The 19,012-nt window shown below is 67.3% G+C and carries 13 protein-coding genes, 1 tRNA gene and 1 pseudogene; 10 read left to right on the forward strand and 5 right to left on the reverse strand.

Going from position 1 to position 19,012, the window contains the following annotated elements; translation table 11 throughout:
- Window positions 1–5 precede the first annotated feature (5 nt).
- The 7 genes and pseudogenes from ABEG18_RS08390 to ABEG18_RS08420 all read left to right on the forward strand — a co-directional run bounded on the left by ABEG18_RS08390 (window position 6) and on the right by ABEG18_RS08420 (window position 7,689).
- The gene (locus tag ABEG18_RS08390; protein ID WP_406857620.1) at window positions 6–1,037 is read left to right on the forward strand and encodes an NADP-dependent oxidoreductase; all 1,032 of its coding nucleotides are present in this window, start codon (window positions 6–8) and stop codon (window positions 1,035–1,037) included.
- Window positions 1,038–1,072: 35 nt separating this feature from the next.
- Window positions 1,073–2,239 carry an acyl-CoA dehydrogenase family protein gene (locus ABEG18_RS08395; RefSeq protein WP_406857621.1) on the forward strand — a complete coding sequence of 389 codons (1,167 nt, stop codon included), beginning with the start codon at window positions 1,073–1,075 and terminating at the stop codon, window positions 2,237–2,239.
- 140 nt (window positions 2,240–2,379) lie between these two features.
- Window positions 2,380–2,622 (forward strand): annotated as a pseudogene (locus ABEG18_RS08400) (LuxR C-terminal-related transcriptional regulator); the annotation flags it as partial.
- Between the two features lie 158 nt (window positions 2,623–2,780).
- The gene (locus ABEG18_RS08405; RefSeq protein WP_406857622.1) at window positions 2,781–3,992 is read left to right on the forward strand and encodes an ABC transporter substrate-binding protein; all 1,212 of its coding nucleotides are present in this window, start codon (window positions 2,781–2,783) and stop codon (window positions 3,990–3,992) included.
- Between the two features lie 65 nt (window positions 3,993–4,057).
- Window positions 4,058–5,674: a flavin-containing monooxygenase gene (locus tag ABEG18_RS08410; protein WP_406857623.1), complete on the forward strand. Its 1,617-nt coding sequence runs from the start codon at window positions 4,058–4,060 to the stop codon at window positions 5,672–5,674.
- 25 nt (window positions 5,675–5,699) lie between these two features.
- Window positions 5,700–6,611: an alpha/beta hydrolase gene (locus tag ABEG18_RS08415; RefSeq protein ID WP_406857624.1), complete on the forward strand. Its 912-nt coding sequence runs from the start codon at window positions 5,700–5,702 to the stop codon at window positions 6,609–6,611.
- A 22-nt stretch (window positions 6,612–6,633) separates the two neighbouring features.
- Window positions 6,634–7,689: an alcohol dehydrogenase gene (locus ABEG18_RS08420; protein ID WP_406857625.1), complete on the forward strand. Its 1,056-nt coding sequence runs from the start codon at window positions 6,634–6,636 to the stop codon at window positions 7,687–7,689.
- Between the two features lie 493 nt (window positions 7,690–8,182).
- Here ABEG18_RS08420 and ABEG18_RS08425 read toward each other — a convergent pair.
- Window positions 8,183–8,258: transfer RNA gene (locus tag ABEG18_RS08425), tRNA-Phe, on the reverse strand.
- 180 nt (window positions 8,259–8,438) lie between these two features.
- Here ABEG18_RS08425 and ABEG18_RS08430 point away from each other — a divergent pair.
- Both ABEG18_RS08430 and ABEG18_RS08435 read left to right on the forward strand, forming a co-directional pair.
- On the forward strand, window positions 8,439–9,341 hold the full coding sequence (locus ABEG18_RS08430) for an aldose 1-epimerase family protein (protein ID WP_406857626.1): 903 nt from the start codon (window positions 8,439–8,441) through the stop codon (window positions 9,339–9,341).
- An 83-nt stretch (window positions 9,342–9,424) separates the two neighbouring features.
- A complete protein-coding gene (locus ABEG18_RS08435) occupies window positions 9,425–10,111 on the forward strand; it encodes a Crp/Fnr family transcriptional regulator (RefSeq protein WP_406857627.1) in 687 nt (228 codons plus the stop codon).
- A gap of 13 nt (window positions 10,112–10,124) precedes the next feature.
- On the opposite strand, the gene ABEG18_RS08440 is transcribed toward ABEG18_RS08435, so the two are convergent.
- A complete protein-coding gene (locus tag ABEG18_RS08440) occupies window positions 10,125–11,978 on the reverse strand; it encodes an AsmA-like C-terminal region-containing protein (protein WP_406857628.1) in 1,854 nt (617 codons plus the stop codon).
- A 227-nt stretch (window positions 11,979–12,205) separates the two neighbouring features.
- Between ABEG18_RS08440 and ABEG18_RS08445 the strand changes: the two genes are divergently transcribed.
- Window positions 12,206–14,164 carry an acetoacetate--CoA ligase gene (locus ABEG18_RS08445; protein WP_406857629.1) on the forward strand — a complete coding sequence of 653 codons (1,959 nt, stop codon included), beginning with the start codon at window positions 12,206–12,208 and terminating at the stop codon, window positions 14,162–14,164.
- 19 nt (window positions 14,165–14,183) lie between these two features.
- On the opposite strand, the gene ABEG18_RS08450 is transcribed toward ABEG18_RS08445, so the two are convergent.
- From ABEG18_RS08450 to ABEG18_RS08460, 3 genes are all read right to left on the reverse strand, one after another.
- Entirely contained in the window at window positions 14,184–14,321 is a 138-nt protein-coding gene (locus ABEG18_RS08450) for a hypothetical protein (RefSeq protein WP_406857630.1), read from the reverse strand.
- A gap of 273 nt (window positions 14,322–14,594) precedes the next feature.
- Window positions 14,595–17,738: an efflux RND transporter permease subunit gene (locus ABEG18_RS08455; RefSeq protein ID WP_406857631.1), complete on the reverse strand. Its 3,144-nt coding sequence runs from the start codon at window positions 17,736–17,738 to the stop codon at window positions 14,595–14,597.
- A 2-nt stretch (window positions 17,739–17,740) separates the two neighbouring features.
- The gene (locus tag ABEG18_RS08460; protein WP_406857632.1) at window positions 17,741–18,943 is read right to left on the reverse strand and encodes an efflux RND transporter periplasmic adaptor subunit; all 1,203 of its coding nucleotides are present in this window, start codon (window positions 18,941–18,943) and stop codon (window positions 17,741–17,743) included.
- Between the last annotated feature and the right edge of the window lie 69 nt (window positions 18,944–19,012).

The raw sequence follows: 19,012 nt of genomic DNA on the forward strand, positions 1-19,012 counted from the left end.
GTCCCATGCCGACCGACATTCCGACCTACTCGACGCCGGGCGAGAACCGCCAGGTTCTGCTGGCGAAGCGCCCCGCCGGCGTGCCGCAGGCGACCGACTTCGAGCTGGCCAGCGCGCCCCTGCCGAAGCCCAGCGCCGGCGAGATGCTGGTCCGCAACGTCTATCTCTCCGTGGATCCCGCCCAGCGCGGCTGGGCTTCGGCGGAGGCCAACTACTCCGCGCCCGTGCCGCTCGGCGGCCCCATGCGGGCGCTGGCGGTCGGCATCGTGCAGGAGAGCCGCCATCCCGACTTCAAGGCCGGCGACGCGCTCTATGGCTGGTTCGGATGGCAGGACTACGCCGTCGCTGCGCCCCAGCAGGTCATTCACCGCGCCACGCAGGACCTCCCGCTGACGGCTTTCGGCAGCCTGCTCGGCATCAACGGCGTCACCGCCTATCTGGGCCTCACCGAGCTGGGGCGCCCCCGCGAGGGCGACACCCTGGTCGTGTCCACGGCGGCCGGCTCCGTCGGCAGCTTCGTCGGCCAGATCGGCCGCAGCCTGGGGGCCCGTGCGATCGGGCTCACGGGCGACGACCGCAAGGTGGCGCTGTGCCGGGAGCGCTACGGCTATGTCGACGCCGTCAACTACAAGACGGCCGACCTGGACGCCGCGGTGGCGGCGGCCGCGCCGGACGGGGTGAATGTCTACTTCGACAACACCGGCGGAAGCATCCTCGACACGGTCCTGCGCCGCATGGCGGTCGGCGGGCGCATCGTCCAGTGCGGCACGGCCTCGGTCGGCTCGTGGAATCCGCTCCCGACCGGGCCCCGCAACGAGCGCGAGATCCTGACCCGCCGGCTGGGCTGGAGCGGCTTCGTGATCTTCGACCACATGGCTCGCTACGCCGCGGCCTGCGACGAACTCACCCGCCTCTGCAAGGCCGGGACGCTCACCTACGACATCGACCTCGCCCACGGGATCGAGGCCGCGCCCGGCGCGATCGCGTCCCTCTACGCCGGCGAGAACCTTGGCAAGAAGCTGATCTTCATCGGCTGACGGACTGCCTCTCCACCCCAGCATCGGATACCCTCATGGACATCCAGCTCAGCGACGACCAGAAGGCGATCGACGCCAGCGTCCGCCAGATCTGCGCCTCCTTCGATGACGACTACTGGACGGAATGCGAGGAAGAGGCCCGCTTTCCCAGCGAGTACTACGCCTTGATGGCCCAGAACGGCTGGCTCGGGATCACCATGCCGGAGGAGGTCGGCGGCGCGGGCCTCGGCGTCACCGAAGCGGCGATCATGATGCACGCCGCCACCTCCAGCGGCGGCGGTTACTCGGCGGCGTCCGCCATCCACATCAACCTGTTCGGCCCGCACGCCATCGTGGTGCACGGCTCGCCCGAGCAAAAGCAGCGCTGGCTCACGCCGCTGGTGAAGGGCGAGCAGAAGGCCTGCTTCGGCGTCACCGAGCCTGACGCCGGCCTCGACACGACGAGCATCAAGACCTTCGCCACGAAGGCGCCCGGCGGCTATATCGTTCATGGCCGCAAGATGTGGACGTCGACCGCCCAGGTGGCGGACAAGATCCTGCTGCTGACGCGCACGACCCCCAAGGACCAGTGCCGCAAGCCGACCCAGGGCATGACGCTGTTCTACACCGACCTTGACCGCGGCAAGGTCGAGGTGCGGCGCATCAAGAAGATGGGCCGCAACGCCGTGGATTCGAACGCCGTGTTCATCGACGGCCTGTTCATCCGCGAGGAGGATCGCGTCGGCGAGGAGGGCAGGGGCTTCGAGTACCTGCTGGACAGCCTCAACCCCGAGCGCATTCTCGTCGGGATCGAGGCCGTCGGCGTCGGGCGAGACGCGCTGAGCCGGGCGGCGCAATACGCCAAGGACCGCGTGGTCTTCGGCCGGCCCATCGGCCAGAACCAGGGGATCCAGCACCCCCTCGCGGAAGCCTGGACCTATCTCGAGTCCGCCTACTGGATGCTCATGCGGGCGGCCTTCCTGTACGACAGCGGCCAGTCCTGCGGGGCGGAGGCCAACGCTGGCAAGTTCCTGGGCGCACGCGCAGCCTTCGACGCCTGCACCAGGGCGGTGATGACCCATGGCGGCATGGGCTATGCCCGCGAGTACCAGGTCGAGCGTCTGTTCCGGGAGTCGATGCTGCCGCGCATCGCCCCGGTGACCGAGCAGCTCATTCTGTCCTTCATCGCCGAACGCGTTCTCGGCCTGCCGAAGTCCTACTGATGGGGAGCATGTCAGAGCGCTTCAGCGCGCCGCGCCCTCGCGTCCGGGCCGGCGCGTTGGCGGCGCTCGGCGCCGAGCGGCCGTCCTGCGCCGACGCGGCCGAGCGGGTGAGGCCGGGAGGGGACTTTCTCAACGACCAGGAGAGTTTCGCCGAGCGTGTGCGCACGCTCACCCCGGTCCAGCGCGCCATCCTGCGCCAGATCGCGCTGGGGATGCTGAACAAGCAGATCGCGCATGATCGGGGCGTCAGCGAGGCGACCGTGAAGGCGCACATCTCGGCGGTTCTGGCCAAGCTTGGCGAGCGGTCGCGCGTGTCCGCCGCGGTTCGCTTCGCCGTGTTGAGCGAGCGGGAAGGCCGCGAGGCGCCTCTGGTCGAGGCCTAGCCCGTCCGACGCTGCGAAATCGCGCTCCCGTCATCGCAGAACTGCACGGCAGCCAAGCGACGCCGCGCCCCCGATAATGGTTGACCAAAAAATCTATCGAGCCAAAACTACGAACAAGCGCCGGCCGACCGAGCGCATCGCTGAACGGGAGGAACAACATGAAGCGGACAGCCGGCTATGGATTCGCCGTCGGGATCGCAGGCGCGCTCGCGGTGTACGGAACGGTTTTCGCCGCACAAGCGCAGACCAAGCCGTTGAAGATCGGCCAGCTCAGCGACATGTCCGGCATCGTGCGCGACCTCTCGGGGCCGGGCACCAACGTGGCCATGACAATGGCCATCGAGGACTTCGGCGGTTCGGTGCTTGGTCGCCCGATCCAGCTTCTGAGCGGCGACCATCTCAACAAGCCCGATGTGGGTCTGGGCATCGCCCGTAAATGGTATGACGAGGATGTCGCCGCGATCTTCGATATCGGCATCACCACCGTCGCGCTCGGCATGCAGGAGCTCTCCAAGAACAAGGACAAGCTCGTCATCTATCTCTCGACCGCCAGCTCGGACCTGACCGGCCCGAAATGCAGTCCCAACGGCATCCACTGGACCTACAACAACTACAGCCAGGCGCTCGGCGTCGTGAACCAGCTGCTGAAGCAGAACAACGACACATGGTACTTCATGACCGTGGACTACGGCTACGGCGTGAACGTCGAGCGCGACACCACGGCCATGATCAAGAAGGGTGGCGGGACCATCGTCGGGTCCACCAAGCACCCCTTCGACACCACTGATTTCTCCTCCGACCTGCTGAAGTCGCAGGGCTCCGGCGCCAAGGTGGTCGCCCTGGCCACCACGACCGCGCATGCGGCCAATATCGTGAAGCAGGCGGACGAGTTCGGCGTTCGGCCGAAGCAGCACCTCGCAGCGCTCAGCCTGACCCTTCACGACACCAAGGCCATGGGCCTCAAGACGGCGCAGGGCCTGCTGGAAACGGCGCCCTTCTACTGGGACCAGAACGACCAGACCCGCGCCTTCTCGAAGCGTTACTTCGACCGCTTCGGCAAGATGCCGAACATGATCCAGGCGAGCGCCTACGGGGCGGTGACGCACTACCTCAACGCCGTCAAGGCGGCGGGGACGGACGAAACCGCCGCGGTGAACAAGAAGATGCGCGAGACGCCCATCAACGACTTCATGACCCGCAACGGCTCCATCCGGCCGGACGGGCGCGTGATGCGCCCGATGTACGTCTTCGAGGTCAAGAAGCCCGAGGAATCCAAGGGCGAATGGGACCTCTACAAGCAGGTCGCCGAGATCGCTCCGGAAGACGCCTTCGCGCCGGCCGACCCCTCGGTGTGCCCGCTGGCGAAGTGAACCGCGGCCTCGCCCGGCGAGCGAGCCGTCCGGGCGATCGCGGCCCTGATGTTGGGAGAGCATGGATGTTGGATCGCAAGCTGGATCACGGCCTGCTGGACGTGGCGGTCGTCGGCGCCGGGTTCTCGGGGCTTTACCTCATCCACCGCCTGACCCGCATGAGCTTCACGGTGCGGGCGTTCGACAGCGCCGGCGACGTCGGCGGCACCTGGTACTGGAACCGCTACCCGGGCGCGCGTTGCGATGTCGAGAGCATGCAGTACTCCTACTCGTTCGACGACGAGTTGCAGCAGGACTGGAACTGGTCTGAGCGCTTCGCCACCCAACCCGAGATCCTGGCCTACGCCCGTCACGTCGCCGAGCGCTTCGACCTGAAGCGCTTGGTCCAGTTCAACACGACCGTGACCCGCGCCGACTTCGACGAGGCGTCGCAGAGTTGGACCCTGACCACCGACAAGGGCGAGACTATCCGCGCCCGCTTCTGCGTGATGGCGACGGGCTGCCTTTCCGCCTCGCGCATGCCCGAGATTCCGGGAGCGGAGACCTTCGAAGGCGAGGTCTATCACACGGGCGCCTGGCCGCATGATCCAGTCGACTTCGGCGGGAAGACCGTCGGGGTGATCGGCACCGGCTCTTCGGCCATCCAGGCCATCCCGGAACTCGCCAAGCAGGCGGCGCATCTCACCGTCTTCCAGCGCACGCCGAATTTCAGCGTCCCGGCCCGCAACGCGTCGCTGACGCCCGATGAGATCGCGCGCTGGAAAAAGGACTACCCGGCGCTCCGCAAGCGCGCCCGCGAGGAGACGCGGTCGGGCACGATCTACGAGTTCGCCGTGAAGTCGGCGCTGGAGGCGACCCCGGAGGAGCGCGAGGCGGAGTACCAGCGGCGCTGGGACAAGGGCGGCGCGAACTTCATGCACGCCTACAACGATCTCGTGGTGAACGAGCAGTCCAACGAGACGGCGGCCGACTTCGTGCGTCGAAAGATCAAGGAGATCGTGAAGGACCCGCAGACGGCCGAGCTGCTCACCCCCACGGACTATCCCATCTTCACCAAGCGAATCTGCGTGGACACCGACTACTACGCCACGTTCAACCGGCCGAACGTCACGCTGGTCGACATCCGCCGCGACCCCATCGAGGCGATCACGCGCGACGGCCTGGTGACCCGGTCGGCCGCCCGATACGCCTTCGACGCCCTGGTCTACGCCACCGGATTCGACGCCATGACGGGCGCGCTGTTGCGGGTCGACATCCGCGGCGAGGGCGGCGCCTCGCTGCGCGACAAGTGGCGCGACGGCCCCAGGGCCTATTTGGGCCTCATGAGCGCCGGCTTTCCCAACCTGTTCATGGTCACCGGACCGGGCAGCCCGTCCGTGCTCAGCAACGTCATCACGTCGATCGAGCAGCATGTGGAGTTCATCACCGACTGCATCGACCACATGCGGAACAAGGGCCTCGCGCGCATTGACCCTGACGCCCGCGCGGAGGAACTGTGGGTCGCGCATGTCGGCGAGGCCGCGGCCGGCACGCTGCTGCCGCAAGCCGCCTCCTGGTACATGGGCGCCAACATCCCCGGCAAGCCGCGCATCATGATGCCCTATGTGGGCGGCGTGGACCGCTACCGGCGCATCTGCAACGAGGTCGCGGCGAAGAACTACGAAGGCTTCGTCTTCGCATGACCGGCGATCGCGAGCGGAGCAGGCCATGACCCTCCATCCCTTCATTGCGGCCATGCTCGAGCAGTTGAAAGGTCGCCCGGCCTTGTCGGCCGGGTCGCCCGAGGACGCCCGCGCGATGGTGGCGGCCGCCCGGGCCGTGATCGGGCGGGGCCCGGCCATGGCCGGGGTCCGCGACATCCAGATCCCGACCCGGGCCGGCTCGGTCGCGGCGCGGCTTTACCGGCCATCCGGCGCGCCTGCCGGCATGCTCGTATATCTCCATGGCGGCGGATGGGTTGTCGGCGCGCTGGACGACTACGACGCCTTGGCCCGCACCCTGGCGGCGCAAAGCGGCTGCGCCGTTCTGCTGCCCGACTATCGCCTGGCGCCGGAGCATCCCTTCCCGGCCGGGCTCGAAGACGCCGTGGACGCTGTCCTGCATGCGCGGACTCTCGCTGGGCCCGAAGCGCCGCTGCTGGTCGCCGGCGACAGCGCGGGCGCCAACCTGGCGGTTGTCGCGGCCCGCAAGCTACGCGGCGAAGTTGCCCTCGCTGGGCAGGTCCTAATCTATCCCGTGGCGGACAGCGACTTCGACCGGCCGTCCTATCGCGAATTCGGCGCGGGCTTGCCGCTGACGCGCGACGACATGGTCTGGTTCTTCCGCCATTACGCGCCGGAAGCCCTGTGGACCTCGCCTGACATTGCGCCCCTCCGGGCGGCCCACGATCTCGCGGGCCTACCCCCGACGCTCCTTGTGCTGGCCGAGTGCGACGTGCTCGCCGACGAGGGACGCGCCTTTGCGGACGCCCTCGAAGGCGCCGGGGTTCAGGTGGCGCGTCGCAAGGCCGAGGGTGTCACCCACGGCTTCATTCGCCTGCATAATCTCTTCGACGTGGCCGCCCGGGAAGTCGAGGCGGTGGCCGATTTCGCAGCCCGCGCCTCCCGCGCGGCGAACTGACATTCAGGAAAGGAACAGAGCCATGAAGGCGTGGGCCGTCGTTCGCCACAGCGAGCCGCTGGAATGCATCGAGGTCAAGCGTCCGGAGCCGACCGGAACCGAGGTCGTGGTCGGCGTAGAAGCGTGCGGAGTCTGCCACTCCGACCTGCATTTCTGGAAAGGCGTCTACAACATGGGCGGCGGCAAGGTGCTGACCCTCGCCGACCGCGGCGTCACGCTGCCGCGCGCGCCGGGACACGAGATCGCCGGCCGGGTCGTCGCGGCCGGGCCCGACGCGACGGGCGTGACGGTGGGCGAGCGCTACGTCGTGTACCCCTGGATCGGCTGCGGCCATTGCGAGCACTGCCTGAACGAGGATGACAACCTCTGCGCCAGCCAGAGCAGCATCGGCGTGGTCCGCCATGGCGGGTTCGCGAGCGAGGTCGTCGCCCCGCACCCGCGTTACCTCGTGCCGCTGGGCGGCCTTGACCCGGCGTTGGCGTCGACCTTCGCCTGCTCGGGGATCACCGTCTACAGCGCCATCCAGAAGATCATGCCGATGCCGCCGGACAAGCCTATCGTGCTCATCGGCGCGGGCGGCCTCGGGCTCGCCGCCATCTCAATGCTGCGCGCTTTCGACCATCGCGCCATCATCTCGGTCGACATCGATCCCGCCAAGCGGCAGGCGGCGCTCGACCTCGGCGCCACGGCCGCGGTGGATGGAACCGGCGACGACGTCGCGCAGAGGATCATTGCAGCGGCGGGTGGCCCGGTGGACGCCGTCATCGACTTCGTCAACGCCAGCGCCACCGCAGCCGCCGGCATGGGCGCCCTGGCCAAGGGGGGGACCTTGGTCAATGTCGGCGTGGCCGGCGGCGAACTGACATTGTCACTGGCCGGGATGGTCTTCCGCGCGCTCAGCGTGATGGGCAGCAACACAGGTTCCGTGAAGGATCTTCGCGCCGTGATGGCGCTGGCGCAGTCCGGGAAGCTGCCGCCATTGCCCGTAACCCGGTTCCAGAAAGACGACGCGAACCTCGCGATGCAGCAACTGAAGGCGGGCGAGATCACGGGCCGCGCGGTTCTGGTTGATAGTTGATCAGCCGCCATACCCAGCTGCTTCTCTTCCGCGCCGTGCTCTTCTTTCTGTTGATGTTGGCCGTCCTGCGTTCACCGACTCGAACAGCCCCTGACCTCGGAGACGCCTCACGCGCGCCGTCATACCCATAGCGCGGGACCACTTCGAACATATCTCTGTGTTGCTGGTGCGCGCGCGCTCGAAATCCTTCGCCAGCGCCTCGCGGCGCGGGGCCGCAACGAAAACGTCGCGGCTCGCCTCGCCCGCTCCAACGCGTACCAGATGGAGGCGCCGGGGACCTGAGAATCATTAGTATCGGGGGATTCGGTCGACTCGGCGGCTGTCCTCACAGCCTTCATTGCCCAAACGTTGCCTTGATCGTGCGAAGGGCAAAACGTCGAACGCTCGATGACGTACAAAGCGATATGCAACGGCGCGTACGTGGGACCCGATGTGGGACCAATGTCACTTAACTTCTGCAGACGTTTGAAAATTAGGAAATTTCAGGACGCAATGGTGCCCAGGGGCGGAGTCGAACCACCGACACTGCGATTTTCAGTCGCATGCTCTACCAACTGAGCTACCTGGGCGTGCCCGCCGTCGCCGAAGCATCGTGGACGGGCCGCGTTATAGAGGCTGCTTTTGAGGCTGTCCAGCGCCAAAGAGGCGGTGGCGCGGCTTGCTCGCGAAAGCGCAGGAGATCGTTGGATTCGCCCCGAATTTCAGTCAATCCTGAACGCGGGCGAGCGCCTCGGCGACGGAGACCCCTGATGATGGACGATGGGCTCACGCTCCGATCCGGCGACTGTCGACTCGCCGTGTCGACGCTGGGCGCCGAGATGCGCGATTGGCGTATCGGCCCGGATTCGTTGCTATGGGGAGGGGACCCCGCCTGGTGGCCCGACCGCAGCCCGATCCTCTTTCCTGTCGTCGGCTGGACACGCAACGGCGAGGCGAGGGTGGGTGGCGCGACCTATCCGCTGGGCGTGCACGGATTCGCGCGGACGCAGCGCTTCGAGGTGATCGAAGCTGGGGAGGCCCGCGCGACGCTGCGGCTCCGCGAGACGCCACACACGCTGGCCAAGTATCCGTTCCGCTTTGAGCTTACCGTCGCCTACGAGGTGGACCCGACCGGCGTGCTGGCCAGCTTTCGCGTCGCCAACCGCGGCCATGCACCGATGCCCTACGCGTTGGGGCTCCATCCAGGCTTCCGGCTTCCGTTCGGCTCCGTTGATTTCGGCGCCGGCGTCGTCGCCTTCGAGCGGGCCGAGCGGGGCGAAGTCCCGATAATCGCCCCGGGGGGACTGTTCTCGCCGGAGCGTCGGACCGTATCGCTGACGCAAGGCGGTCGCGAACTGCCCTTGACCAGGGACCTGTTCGACCGCGAAGCCCTCTGCTTCATGGGCGTCTACAGCCGGTCCTTGCGCCTCTCGAGCCAGACGGGTCCGGCGCTGCGCATCGCCTGGAGCCGATTTCCGCACGTGGTGCTCTGGTCGCGTCCGGGAGCGCCGTTCCTCTGCGTCGAGGCGTGGACGGGATCGGGGGATCCGGTCGGGTTCCAGGGAGACCTCTTCGAGAAGCCCGGGATGACCGTGCTGCAGGCCGGCGACGCCAGCGAACATTCCTACCGGATGTCTGTCGAAGATCCGCTCAAGACAGGTCGCATATCCTAATCGTACGTCCTATGGTTGTGTGCTTACGCACTGCGGGGACCCGGAGCGCGTGAGCATTCGGGCCTCGTTGAGGAGAGTGCGGGATGCAGACGCTTGCGCGGGTTCCATTCTTCAAGGATGCCGGGATCGACTTCGAGAGGTTCGACCGCCGCTGCACTTGGCGGCGCTATGACGAGGACGAAATCGTCGTCGATTTCGAAGACCTTTCGACTGACGTTTATTTCATCCTCTCGGGCGAAGTGCGTGTGCTCATCCGCACCCAGTCCGGCAAGGAAGTGATCCTGGCCGAGATGCGCGGGGGACAGGTCTTCGGAGAACTGGCGGCGATCGACGAGGTGCGCCGGTCCGCCAATGTGACGGCGCTGACGCGGGCCGAGATGTGCATCATGCCATCAAGCGTCTTCCGCGAGATCCTCTTCGCCTCTCCGGTCGTGTGCGACAGGATCCTGAAGCTCCTGACCTCCAGGGTCCGGGAGTTGAACGCCCGGTTGACCGAGCATTCGGTGTTCGACCTGAAGCACCGGCTCTACGCCGAACTGATCCGCATGTCGGCGCCTCGCATGGGCGTCAGCGGCGAGCGGGTCGTCAGCCCACCCCCGTTCCATCATGTGCTGGCCGCCCGCATCGGCTGCCGGCGCGAGCAGGTCACGCGGGAGCTATCGGCTTTGTCGGGGCAGGGGGTGATCGCCAAGACGCGCGGCGCTCTCGTGATCAGACAGCCGCAGGTCCTGGAGGAGCGCATCTCGGAGGCGCTTCAAAACGACACCTGACCCGGTCCGGCTATCAGGGCGTCTGCGCCGGCGTGGGCGCCTGAAGCGCGCCGGGTTCTCCCACCACGATGGCTCTGGGCGACCCGAAAAACGGCGCCGCGGCTCCCGAGCGGCGGATCAGGTTCTTGGCGTCAGGGGCAACGATCGGGTCGTCGAAGCTCCCGGACACCTCGAAGGGCAGGGCGGCGGCTTCGCGCTCGGCCGCCTGGGCCTGACCGGAGAGCAGCAGCGTGCGGTCTCCCACCCCGATCTGTCCGGTCAGGGTGACCCGCGTCGCGGGCGAGGACAGGACGGCTTCGCCGATCTCCAGCACGCCACGAGAGATCCGGCCAGACATGGTGGCGGTGTCGAAGGGTGTGCGGCCTCCACGGATATCCAGTGCGGCGATCAGGGGACGCTTCTCGATTCGCCGAAGGACCTCGGGGAGGTTGATGCCGATCAGTTCGCCCTGGCGCACCGTCAGGGCGGCTCGCCCCTCCAGGGACCGCATCAGGCTGGCGGGCGCGTCGCCCGAAGCCTCCAGCGCGAAGGCGCCGCTGGCCGAGCCGCTCAGCTTTTCGACGCCGGTCATGGACGAGAACGCCTTGGCGGCGTCCAGGCGGTCGAACGACCCTTGCGCCTTGATCTCCAGCCCGGACGAGGCCGCGCCCGAGAGCGTCAGCCGTCCCTTCGCGGCGCCTCCGAAAAGCTCAGCGTTGCCCAGCGTCACGTCGGTGCGCCCGTCCCGCGACAAGAGCGAGAACGCCGCATTCCCCAAGGTGAGCTTGCCGACCGTCAGCGCGGCGGCCGAGACGCGGACATCCACGCCTGCGCTGGGCGTCGCCGCGGGGTCGATGGCGTCGCGGCTCCACCCGCCATCCGCGTCGCGTTTGGGAAGAAACGGGCGGAGCGCCGCCGTAAGGTCCAGCCTGTCGGCCGCCAGCGTGCCGCCCAGGGTGAGCTGCCCGTCGGTCACCTTCACCGCAAGGACGCCGTCCAGCTCCCCGGCCTCGAGGGCGATGGTGGCGTTGCTGAGGGCGATCGCGGTCGGGCTGATCCGTGCGGTTCCTCGCGCCTGCATCGTCTCGCTGATGGGGAGAGGGACCTTGACCCGGAGCCAGCGAGCTGCGGCGCCCAGCGAAGGCGTGGTCACCTCGAGCGCGCCGTTGGCTTCCGCCACGCCGGAGCCGACCGTGGCGCCGGCGAAGCGCAGCGATCCGAGCGGCGTCTTGATCGAGACGTCCAATGGACTGCTCGCCCTGTCGGCGAGCGCGGCGAGGTCGAGCCCATGCGAGGCGAAGTCGACGGCTTGGCCCCGCCACATCAGCGTAGCGGCTGCGTCGATCACGCCGCGCTTCTGGACGCGACGGACCACGGCGTTGAGGTGCGAGACCGGCGCGGCCGAATCCGCCGCATCGAACCCTTCCGCGGCGCCGTCCATGATCACCAGCCGATTGATGCCCGCCAGGGTCGACGGGCGCTCCGAAAGACCGGAGACAGGGGGGACGGCCTTGAAGGCCTGCTCCAAAACCGCGGCTGCATTCACGGAGGCCGCGCGGGCGACCACGGGTCGGACCAGCAGGAGATCGGCGAATTCCAGCCGTCCAGCGATTAGCGGCAGCAGGCGGAGCGATCCGCTCACGCGCTCGGCTTGGAAGACCACCGAACCGGTCGCATCGAGGACCTTGAGGGGGCCCACTTCGAGGCGAGGCTCCGGCAAGGCGGTGAAGCGGGCATGCTCATCCGCCACGATCCTGACGCCCGGAAGCCCGAGGAGCCTTGTGCTCATCGTGCGCTGAAGCTTGGCGGTGGGAACCGTCCAGGACGTCGCGCCGGCGACGACGACGATGGCGATCAGGCCCGCTGCGGCGAGGGCGCGGCGCGTCATGGCGCCCCTTGGTCGTAGCGAGGCTCAACCATCGCGACTGAATCCTCCAAAAGACGGGTTCTCACTGTCCGACGACCATAGGTGCGAGCATCCTCCCTTGGAACGGGCGTAGTCGATTGTCCACCGCGAACTGAGCCGTCAGGCGTTGCATGGGGACTTTCCCCGGGTCGTCCTTTTCGCTATCCGGTGAAGGCGGCTTACCGCTGAGCCGATAAAAAGGCCGAACAATGTCCTTCGCCGACCGTCCGCTATGGACCCCCAGCGCAGAGCGCGTCGCATCGACCGCCCTCATCCGCTTTCGCGACGCCTTCAACGCCCGCGAAGGGTTGAGCCTGAAGACCTATGCCGAACTGCACGCCGCGTCGATTGAACGGCGCGAGGCGTTCTGGTCGCTCGTCTGGGACTTCGCCGGCGTGAAGGGCGAGAAGGGGGCCAGGATTCTGGCCGACGACCACATGCCGGGCGCGTCCTGTTTTCCGGACGCCCGACTCAACTTCGCCGAGAACCTGCTGAGCTGCAGCGACGACGGCGACGCGATCGTGTTTCGGGGCGAAGACAAGGCCCGGGCGCGCCTGAGCTGGCGCGACCTGCAGGACCGTGTCTCGCAGGCCCAGCAATGGATGGCGTCGCTCGGCGTCGGCGTCGGCGACCGCGTCGCCGCCATGATGCCCAATCTGCCCGACACGGTGGCGTTGATGCTGGCGACCGCCTCCCTGGGAGCCACCTGGTCGTCCTGCTCGCCGGATTTCGGCGTCAAGGGCGTGCTCGACCGCTTCGGCCAGATCGAGCCGAAGCTGTTCATTGCGTGCGACGGCTACTGGTACGCCGGCAAGCGCCTGCCGATCGCCGACAAGCTGGCGGACATCGTCCCGCAGCTGCCGACCGCCGCAACCGTGGCCATCGTCGACTACCTCGGCGAGGCCGAGGCGGTCGCCGCTTCGCTGCCGCGGGCGGTGTCGCTCACGGTCGCGCTCGACCGCTTCCCGGCGAAAGCCCCAACCTTCGTGCGGCTGCCATTCAATCACCCGCTCTACATTCTCTACTCGTCGGGAACGACGGGCGCGCCCAAATGCATCGTGCATGGCGCGGGCGGGACGCTCCTCCAGCATCTGAAGGAGCATCAGCTTCATTGCGACATTCGCCCGGACGACCGCGTGTTCTACTTCACGACCTGCGGTTGGATGATGTGGAACTGGCTCGTCTCGGCCTTGGCCAGCAAGGCTGCGCTGATGCTGTTTGACGGGTCGCCCTTCCACCCGTCGCCGACGACGCTGTTCGACTATGCGCAGGCCGAGCGCTTCAGCGTGTTCGGGGCCTCGGCGAAATACATCGACGCCTGCAAGAAGGCCGAGCTCAGGCCCCGCGACACGCATGATCTCTCGTCGGTGCGCCTCATCGCCTCGACCGGATCGCCCCTGGCTCCCGAGAGCTTCGACTATGTCTACGAGGCCGTGAAGCCCGACATGCATCTGGCCTCCGTCTCGGGCGGCACAGACATCGTCTCCTGCTTCGTCCTCGGCGATCCGACCAGCCCCGTCTACCGAGGCGAATTGCAGGCGCCGGGCCTCGGCATGGCCGTGGAGGTGTGGGACGAGGCCGGCCGTCCGCTCACCCAGGGCAAGGGCGAACTGGTCTGCACCCGGTCCTTCCCGTCCATGCCGATCATGTTCTGGAACGACCCCGGCGCGGTGAAATACAGCGCGGCCTATTTCGATCGCTTCCCTGGCGTCTGGTGCCACGGCGACTTCGCCGAGTGGACGCCCCATGGCGGACTGATCATTCACGGGCGTTCGGACGCCACGCTGAACCCCGGAGGCGTCCGGATCGGAACGGCGGAGATCTATGCCCAGGTGGAGCAGATCCCCGAGGTCGTCGAGGCGCTCGCGATCGGGCAGGACTGGGACAACGACGTCAGGGTCGTGCTGTTCGTGCGCCTCGCGCCCGGGGCGGCGCTCGACGACGCGCTCCAGCAGCGCATCCGCGCCAGGATCCGCGCGGGGGCCAGCCCACGCCACGTTCCGGCGAAGATCGTCGCTGTCGCCGACATCCCGCGCACGAAGTCGGGCAAGATCACCGAGCTCGCCGTAAGGGACGTCGTGCACGGCCGCGAGGTGAAGAACAAGGAGGCGCTGGCCAACGCCGATGCGCTCGATCTGTTCAGGAATTTGCCCGAGCTGATGTCCTGATGCGGTCCCGCCGTCCCGGTCAGTGACGCAGGGCGGGGGGATTGCCCCAGACGCTGACGGGCTCCTGGCCGGGAATGCGGTTTACGGCCGTCTCGCCGAAGATGATGAAGGTGACCCCAAGCGTCAGGCCCAGCAGAAAAGCGGCGAGGGCCTTCATTGCGTTCCCGGATGTGCGAACCGATCGATCGGGCGCTGGCGCGAGGATCGAGGAATCCGCCTCCTCGCTTGCAGGGGAACGCCACCGGACTCTACGCATCAAAACGCCACGCATTGTTCGATCGTGAAGGTGAGAACCTTTCTGGCTGACTTCGATCAGGCCGGCAATGACATGTTCAATCGAGCGTTAACGGCGACTCCCTCCTGGGAGCTTTCGTTAACCTTTCGAGAACCTTTCAGGTGGGCTCGGCGCGCCTGCGCCGAAGCCGGACCTTCAATCGGCCTTCTGGTAGGCCGCGCCGCTCGGCGCCGCTGCTGCGGGCCCGATCTGCGCCTCGGGCTCGGCCGGCTGGCGCCGCTTCTGCCCCGAGATCATGGTCTCGATCTTGTCCAGGTAGAAGTAGACCACTGGGGTGATGTACAGCGTCAGAAGCTGCGAGACGCACAAGCCTCCCACGACGGCGATGCCGAGCGGCTGGCGCAGTTCCGATCCCGCACCGGACCCGAGCGCGATCGGCAGGGTGCCCAGAAGCGCCGCGAAGGTGGTCATGATGATCGGCCGGAAGCGCAGCAGGGCGGCCTCCCGGACGGCCGTGAGCGCGTCCGCGCCCTCGCGACGCCGTTCGATGGCGAAATCCACCATCATGATCGCGTTCTTCTTGACGATTCCGATCAGCATCAGAATGCCGATGATTGCGATCACCGAAAGGTCGAGGCCGTAATACTGGAGCGCCAGCAACGCCCCAAAGCCGGCTGAGGGAAGGCCGGACAGGATGGTGATCGGGTGGATGAAACTCTCATAGAGCACGCCCAGCACCATGTAGATGACCAGCACGGCCGCCATGATCAGCAGGCCCTGGCCCTTCAGGGCGTCCTGGAACAGCTGTGCGGAGCCGGCGAACCCCGTCGTGATGGATGCGGGCAGGCCCGCCTCGCGCTCGACCCGCTTGATCGCGTCCACGGCTTCGCCGAGCGACACGCCCGGCGCCGTATTGAACGAGATCGTGACGGCGGGCTGCTGGGATTGCCGGCTGACGGAAAGCGGCCCGACCGCCCGGGTGACGGTCGCGATGGCGTCCAGCGGAACGTTCTGGTTGTTGCTGTTGCGCACGAACATGCGCGAGAGCGCCGCCGGATCCATCTGGAACGTGCGGTCCGCCTCCATGATCACCTGGTAGTCGTTGGCGGGCGTGAAGATCGTCGAGATCTGGCGCGACCCGAAGGCGCTGTAGAGCGTCTGGCGGAGCTGGTCGGAGCTCACATTATATTGCGCCGCCTTCTCCCGATCGAGCTCGACCATCGCCTGCGGGTTGGAGAGCTGCAGGTCGATGTTCACGTCCCGCAGGTTCTCCAGCTGCGTCAGCCTCGCCCGCATGTCCGGCGCGGCCTTGTAGAGCGCGCCGAGGTCGGCGCTCTGGAGCGTATACTGGTACTGCGCGCGCGATTGGCGGCCCGAGTTCAGGTTGATGTTCTGCACCGGCTGCATCACCAGCGTGATGCCCGGAATGGCCGCGACCTGCCGCCTGATGCGTGCGATGACGACGTTGACCGGGTCGCGTTGCTCGCGCGGTTTCAACGCCACGAACATGAAGCCCTGGTTCACGCCGCCGAAGCCTGAATTCGACGTCAGGTAGTCGACGGCGGGGTCCGCCTTGACGATCTCGTTCAAGAGCTGCTGGCGCGCCGACATCGCCTCGAAGGAGGTGTCGGGCGGCCCCTCCGTCGCGCCGCGGATCAGGCCAGTGTCTTCGATCGGAAAGAAGCCTTTCGGCGTGTCCATGTAGAGCTTGACCGTCGCGAAGACTGACGCGAGCGTGAGCAGCAGCACCAGGATGCGCGCCTTCAGCACGAGGTCCAGCGTGACGCGGTAGCTCGTCAGCATGCCATTGATGACAGCGTCGACCATGCGTGAGAACAGGCCGGGCTTCGCGTTGGCGTCGTGCCCTTTCAGGATGCGGGCGCACAGCATGGGCGTCAGCGTCAGCGACACGAAGCCGGAGACCAGGATCGCCACCGAGATGGTTGCGGCGAACTCCCGGAAGACGCGGCCCACGACGCCGCCCATGAAGAACACCGGAATGAACACGGCGACGAGGGACAGGGTGATCGAGACGATCGTGAATCCGATCTCGCGCGAGCCGACGAGCGCCGCCTGGAAGGGCTTCATGCCCTCTTCGATGTGCCGGACGATGTTTTCCAGCATCACGATGGCGTCGTCGACCACGAAGCCGACCGACAACGTCAGCGCCAGCAACGAGATGTTGTCGATCGAGTAGCCCATCACATACATCGCCGCGAACGTGCCGATCAGCGACACCGGGAGCGCGAGCGTCGGGATGATGGTCGCCGCGATGGATTTCAGGAACAGGAAGATGACGAGGACGACGAGCGCGACAGACAGCATCAGCGTGAACTGCACGTCGTGGACGGCTTCGCGGATGGGCAGCGACCGATCGTTGAGCACATGCAGGCCGATCGAGGCCGGCAGCTGCTCACGGTAGCTCGCGATCTTGTCCCGGATCCGGTCCACCACTTCGACGGTGTTCGCGTCCGACTGGCGGAACACCGCCACGATCAGGGAACGCTGGTCATTGTACCAGCTCGCCTGCTCATCGTTCTCGACGGAGTCCTTCGTGGTGGCGACATCCTCCAGCCGCACGGGCGCGCCGTTGCGCGAGGCGACGATGAGGTCGTTGTACTCGGCCGCCTTGCGAAGCTGTCCGGTCGCCTCGATGGTCACGCGCTGGCGCTCGCCGCGCAAGGTGCCGGTGGGCTGGTTGGAGTTGGCCGCCGAGATGGCCGTGCGAAGGTCCGTGAAGGACAGGCCCCGGGCCGAGAGCGCCTCCGGGTCGACCATGATCCGCACGGCGTATTTCTGCGCGCCGAAGATCAGCGCCTGCGCCACCCCCGGGATCTGGGAGATCTGCTGCTGCAGCACCGTCTCGGCGTAGTCGTTGACGACCGACAGGGGCTGGGTGGCCGAGGTCACCACCAGGAACAGAATTGGCTGGTCGGCCGGGTTGACCTTCCTGAAGCTTGGCGGATTGGGCAGGTCGGCCGGCAGACGCCGCACCGCCGCGCTGATGGAGGACTGCACGTCCAGCGCCGCGCCGTCGATGTTCCGGTCCAGATCGAACTGCATCACGATGTTCGTCGAGCCCTGGGTCGACAGGGACGTCATCGACGAGATGCCGGAGATGTTGGAGAACTGCCGCTCCAGCGGTGCCGCGACCGACGCCGCCATGGTCTCCGGGCTGGCGCCGGGCAGGGCGGCGGTCACGCTGATCGTGGGGAAATCGACGCGGGGCAGGGCGGCCACCGGCAATTGCCGATAGGCGAAGAGCCCGAAGATGATGAAGGACAGCGTGATCAGCGTCGTCATCACCGGGCGGCGGATGCAGAGCTCGGGGAGCGACATGCTCAGGCTCCCTTGCCGGCGTTCGAGGGCGGCGCGTCGCTCGGGGTCGCGCCGCTCGTCGCTCCCGCTCCGGGCGCGCCCTTGGTCCTCGGCTCCACCCGGGAGCCGTCCGTGAGCAGCAGCTGGCCGTCGACGACGACCGTTTCCCCGCCCTCCAGGCCGCTCTCGATCACTGCGTACCCGTCGACCAGCCGGGCCACCTTGACGGGACGCACCTTCGCGACATTGTCGGTCACGACGAACACGAACACGCCCGTCTGGCTCGTCTGCACGGCCTCGCGCGGCGTCACCACGGCCTCCGGGTCGACCTTCAGGATCACCCGGACATTGCACAGGGCCCCTGGCCAGAGCAGCTCGTTCCCGTTCTCGAAGACCGCCCGCATGGTGATCGTGCCGGTGGTCCCGTCCACGGTGTTGTCGAACACCGCGATGCGGCCCTCCGCGCCGACCTTGGATCCTTGCGGCGTCGCGATCACGCTCGCCTTGCCGTCGGTCATGGCCTCGCGCAGCTCCGGCATCAGCCTTTGCGGCATCGCGAAGGAGACATAGACGGGGCTGATCTGGTTGATGGTCGCCAGCGCCAGCGAGCCGTCTCCAGTCTTGGCGATGTTGCCGGCCTTCAGGGCTGCGACCCCGATCCGTCCGTCGAGCGGCGCCCGGATCGTATAGAAGCTGAGCTGGACCTTGAGGTTCTCGATCGCAGCTTCGTCAGACTGGATCTGCGCGGTGATCGACTGCACCGCCGTGCGGCTGTCGTCGAGCTTCTGCCGCGAGGCGTATTCGTTGGCGGCCAGCTGCTCGTTGCGCCGTACGTCCCGCTGGGCCTGCTCGAGCTGGGCGCGGGACCGCGCGATATTGGCTTCCGCCTGGCGGATCAGCGCCTCCACCTGCCGGGAGTCGAGCTGGAAGAGCAGGTCGCCCTTCTTGACGCGCGAGCCGTCCTCGAAGGGCACGGCCAGGATCTGGCTTTCCACGCGGCTGCGAACGGTGACGCTGGCCATTGGCTGGACGTTGCCGATCGTGTCGAAGCGCACCGGCATGGGCCGACGCTCCGCCTTGCCCACCGTTACGGGGGCGGCGCGAAGCGGCCCCGCGCCGCTGGCTCCGGTCTTCGGGGCGGATGGGGCGGACTGGGACAAAGCCGGTGCTGAGGCGGCCAGAGCGAGGCCGAGCGACAGGACGGCCAGGGGATAACGCGACGACATCGAGACACTCCGGGCCATCGCAGCGGCCTGCATGTAAGATGCAGGGCGCCCATGCGCAGCGTGGCGGGG

It is taken from the genome of Alsobacter sp. KACC 23698, from assembly GCF_045348435.1.
GTDB lineage: Bacteria > Pseudomonadota > Alphaproteobacteria > Rhizobiales > Beijerinckiaceae > Alsobacter.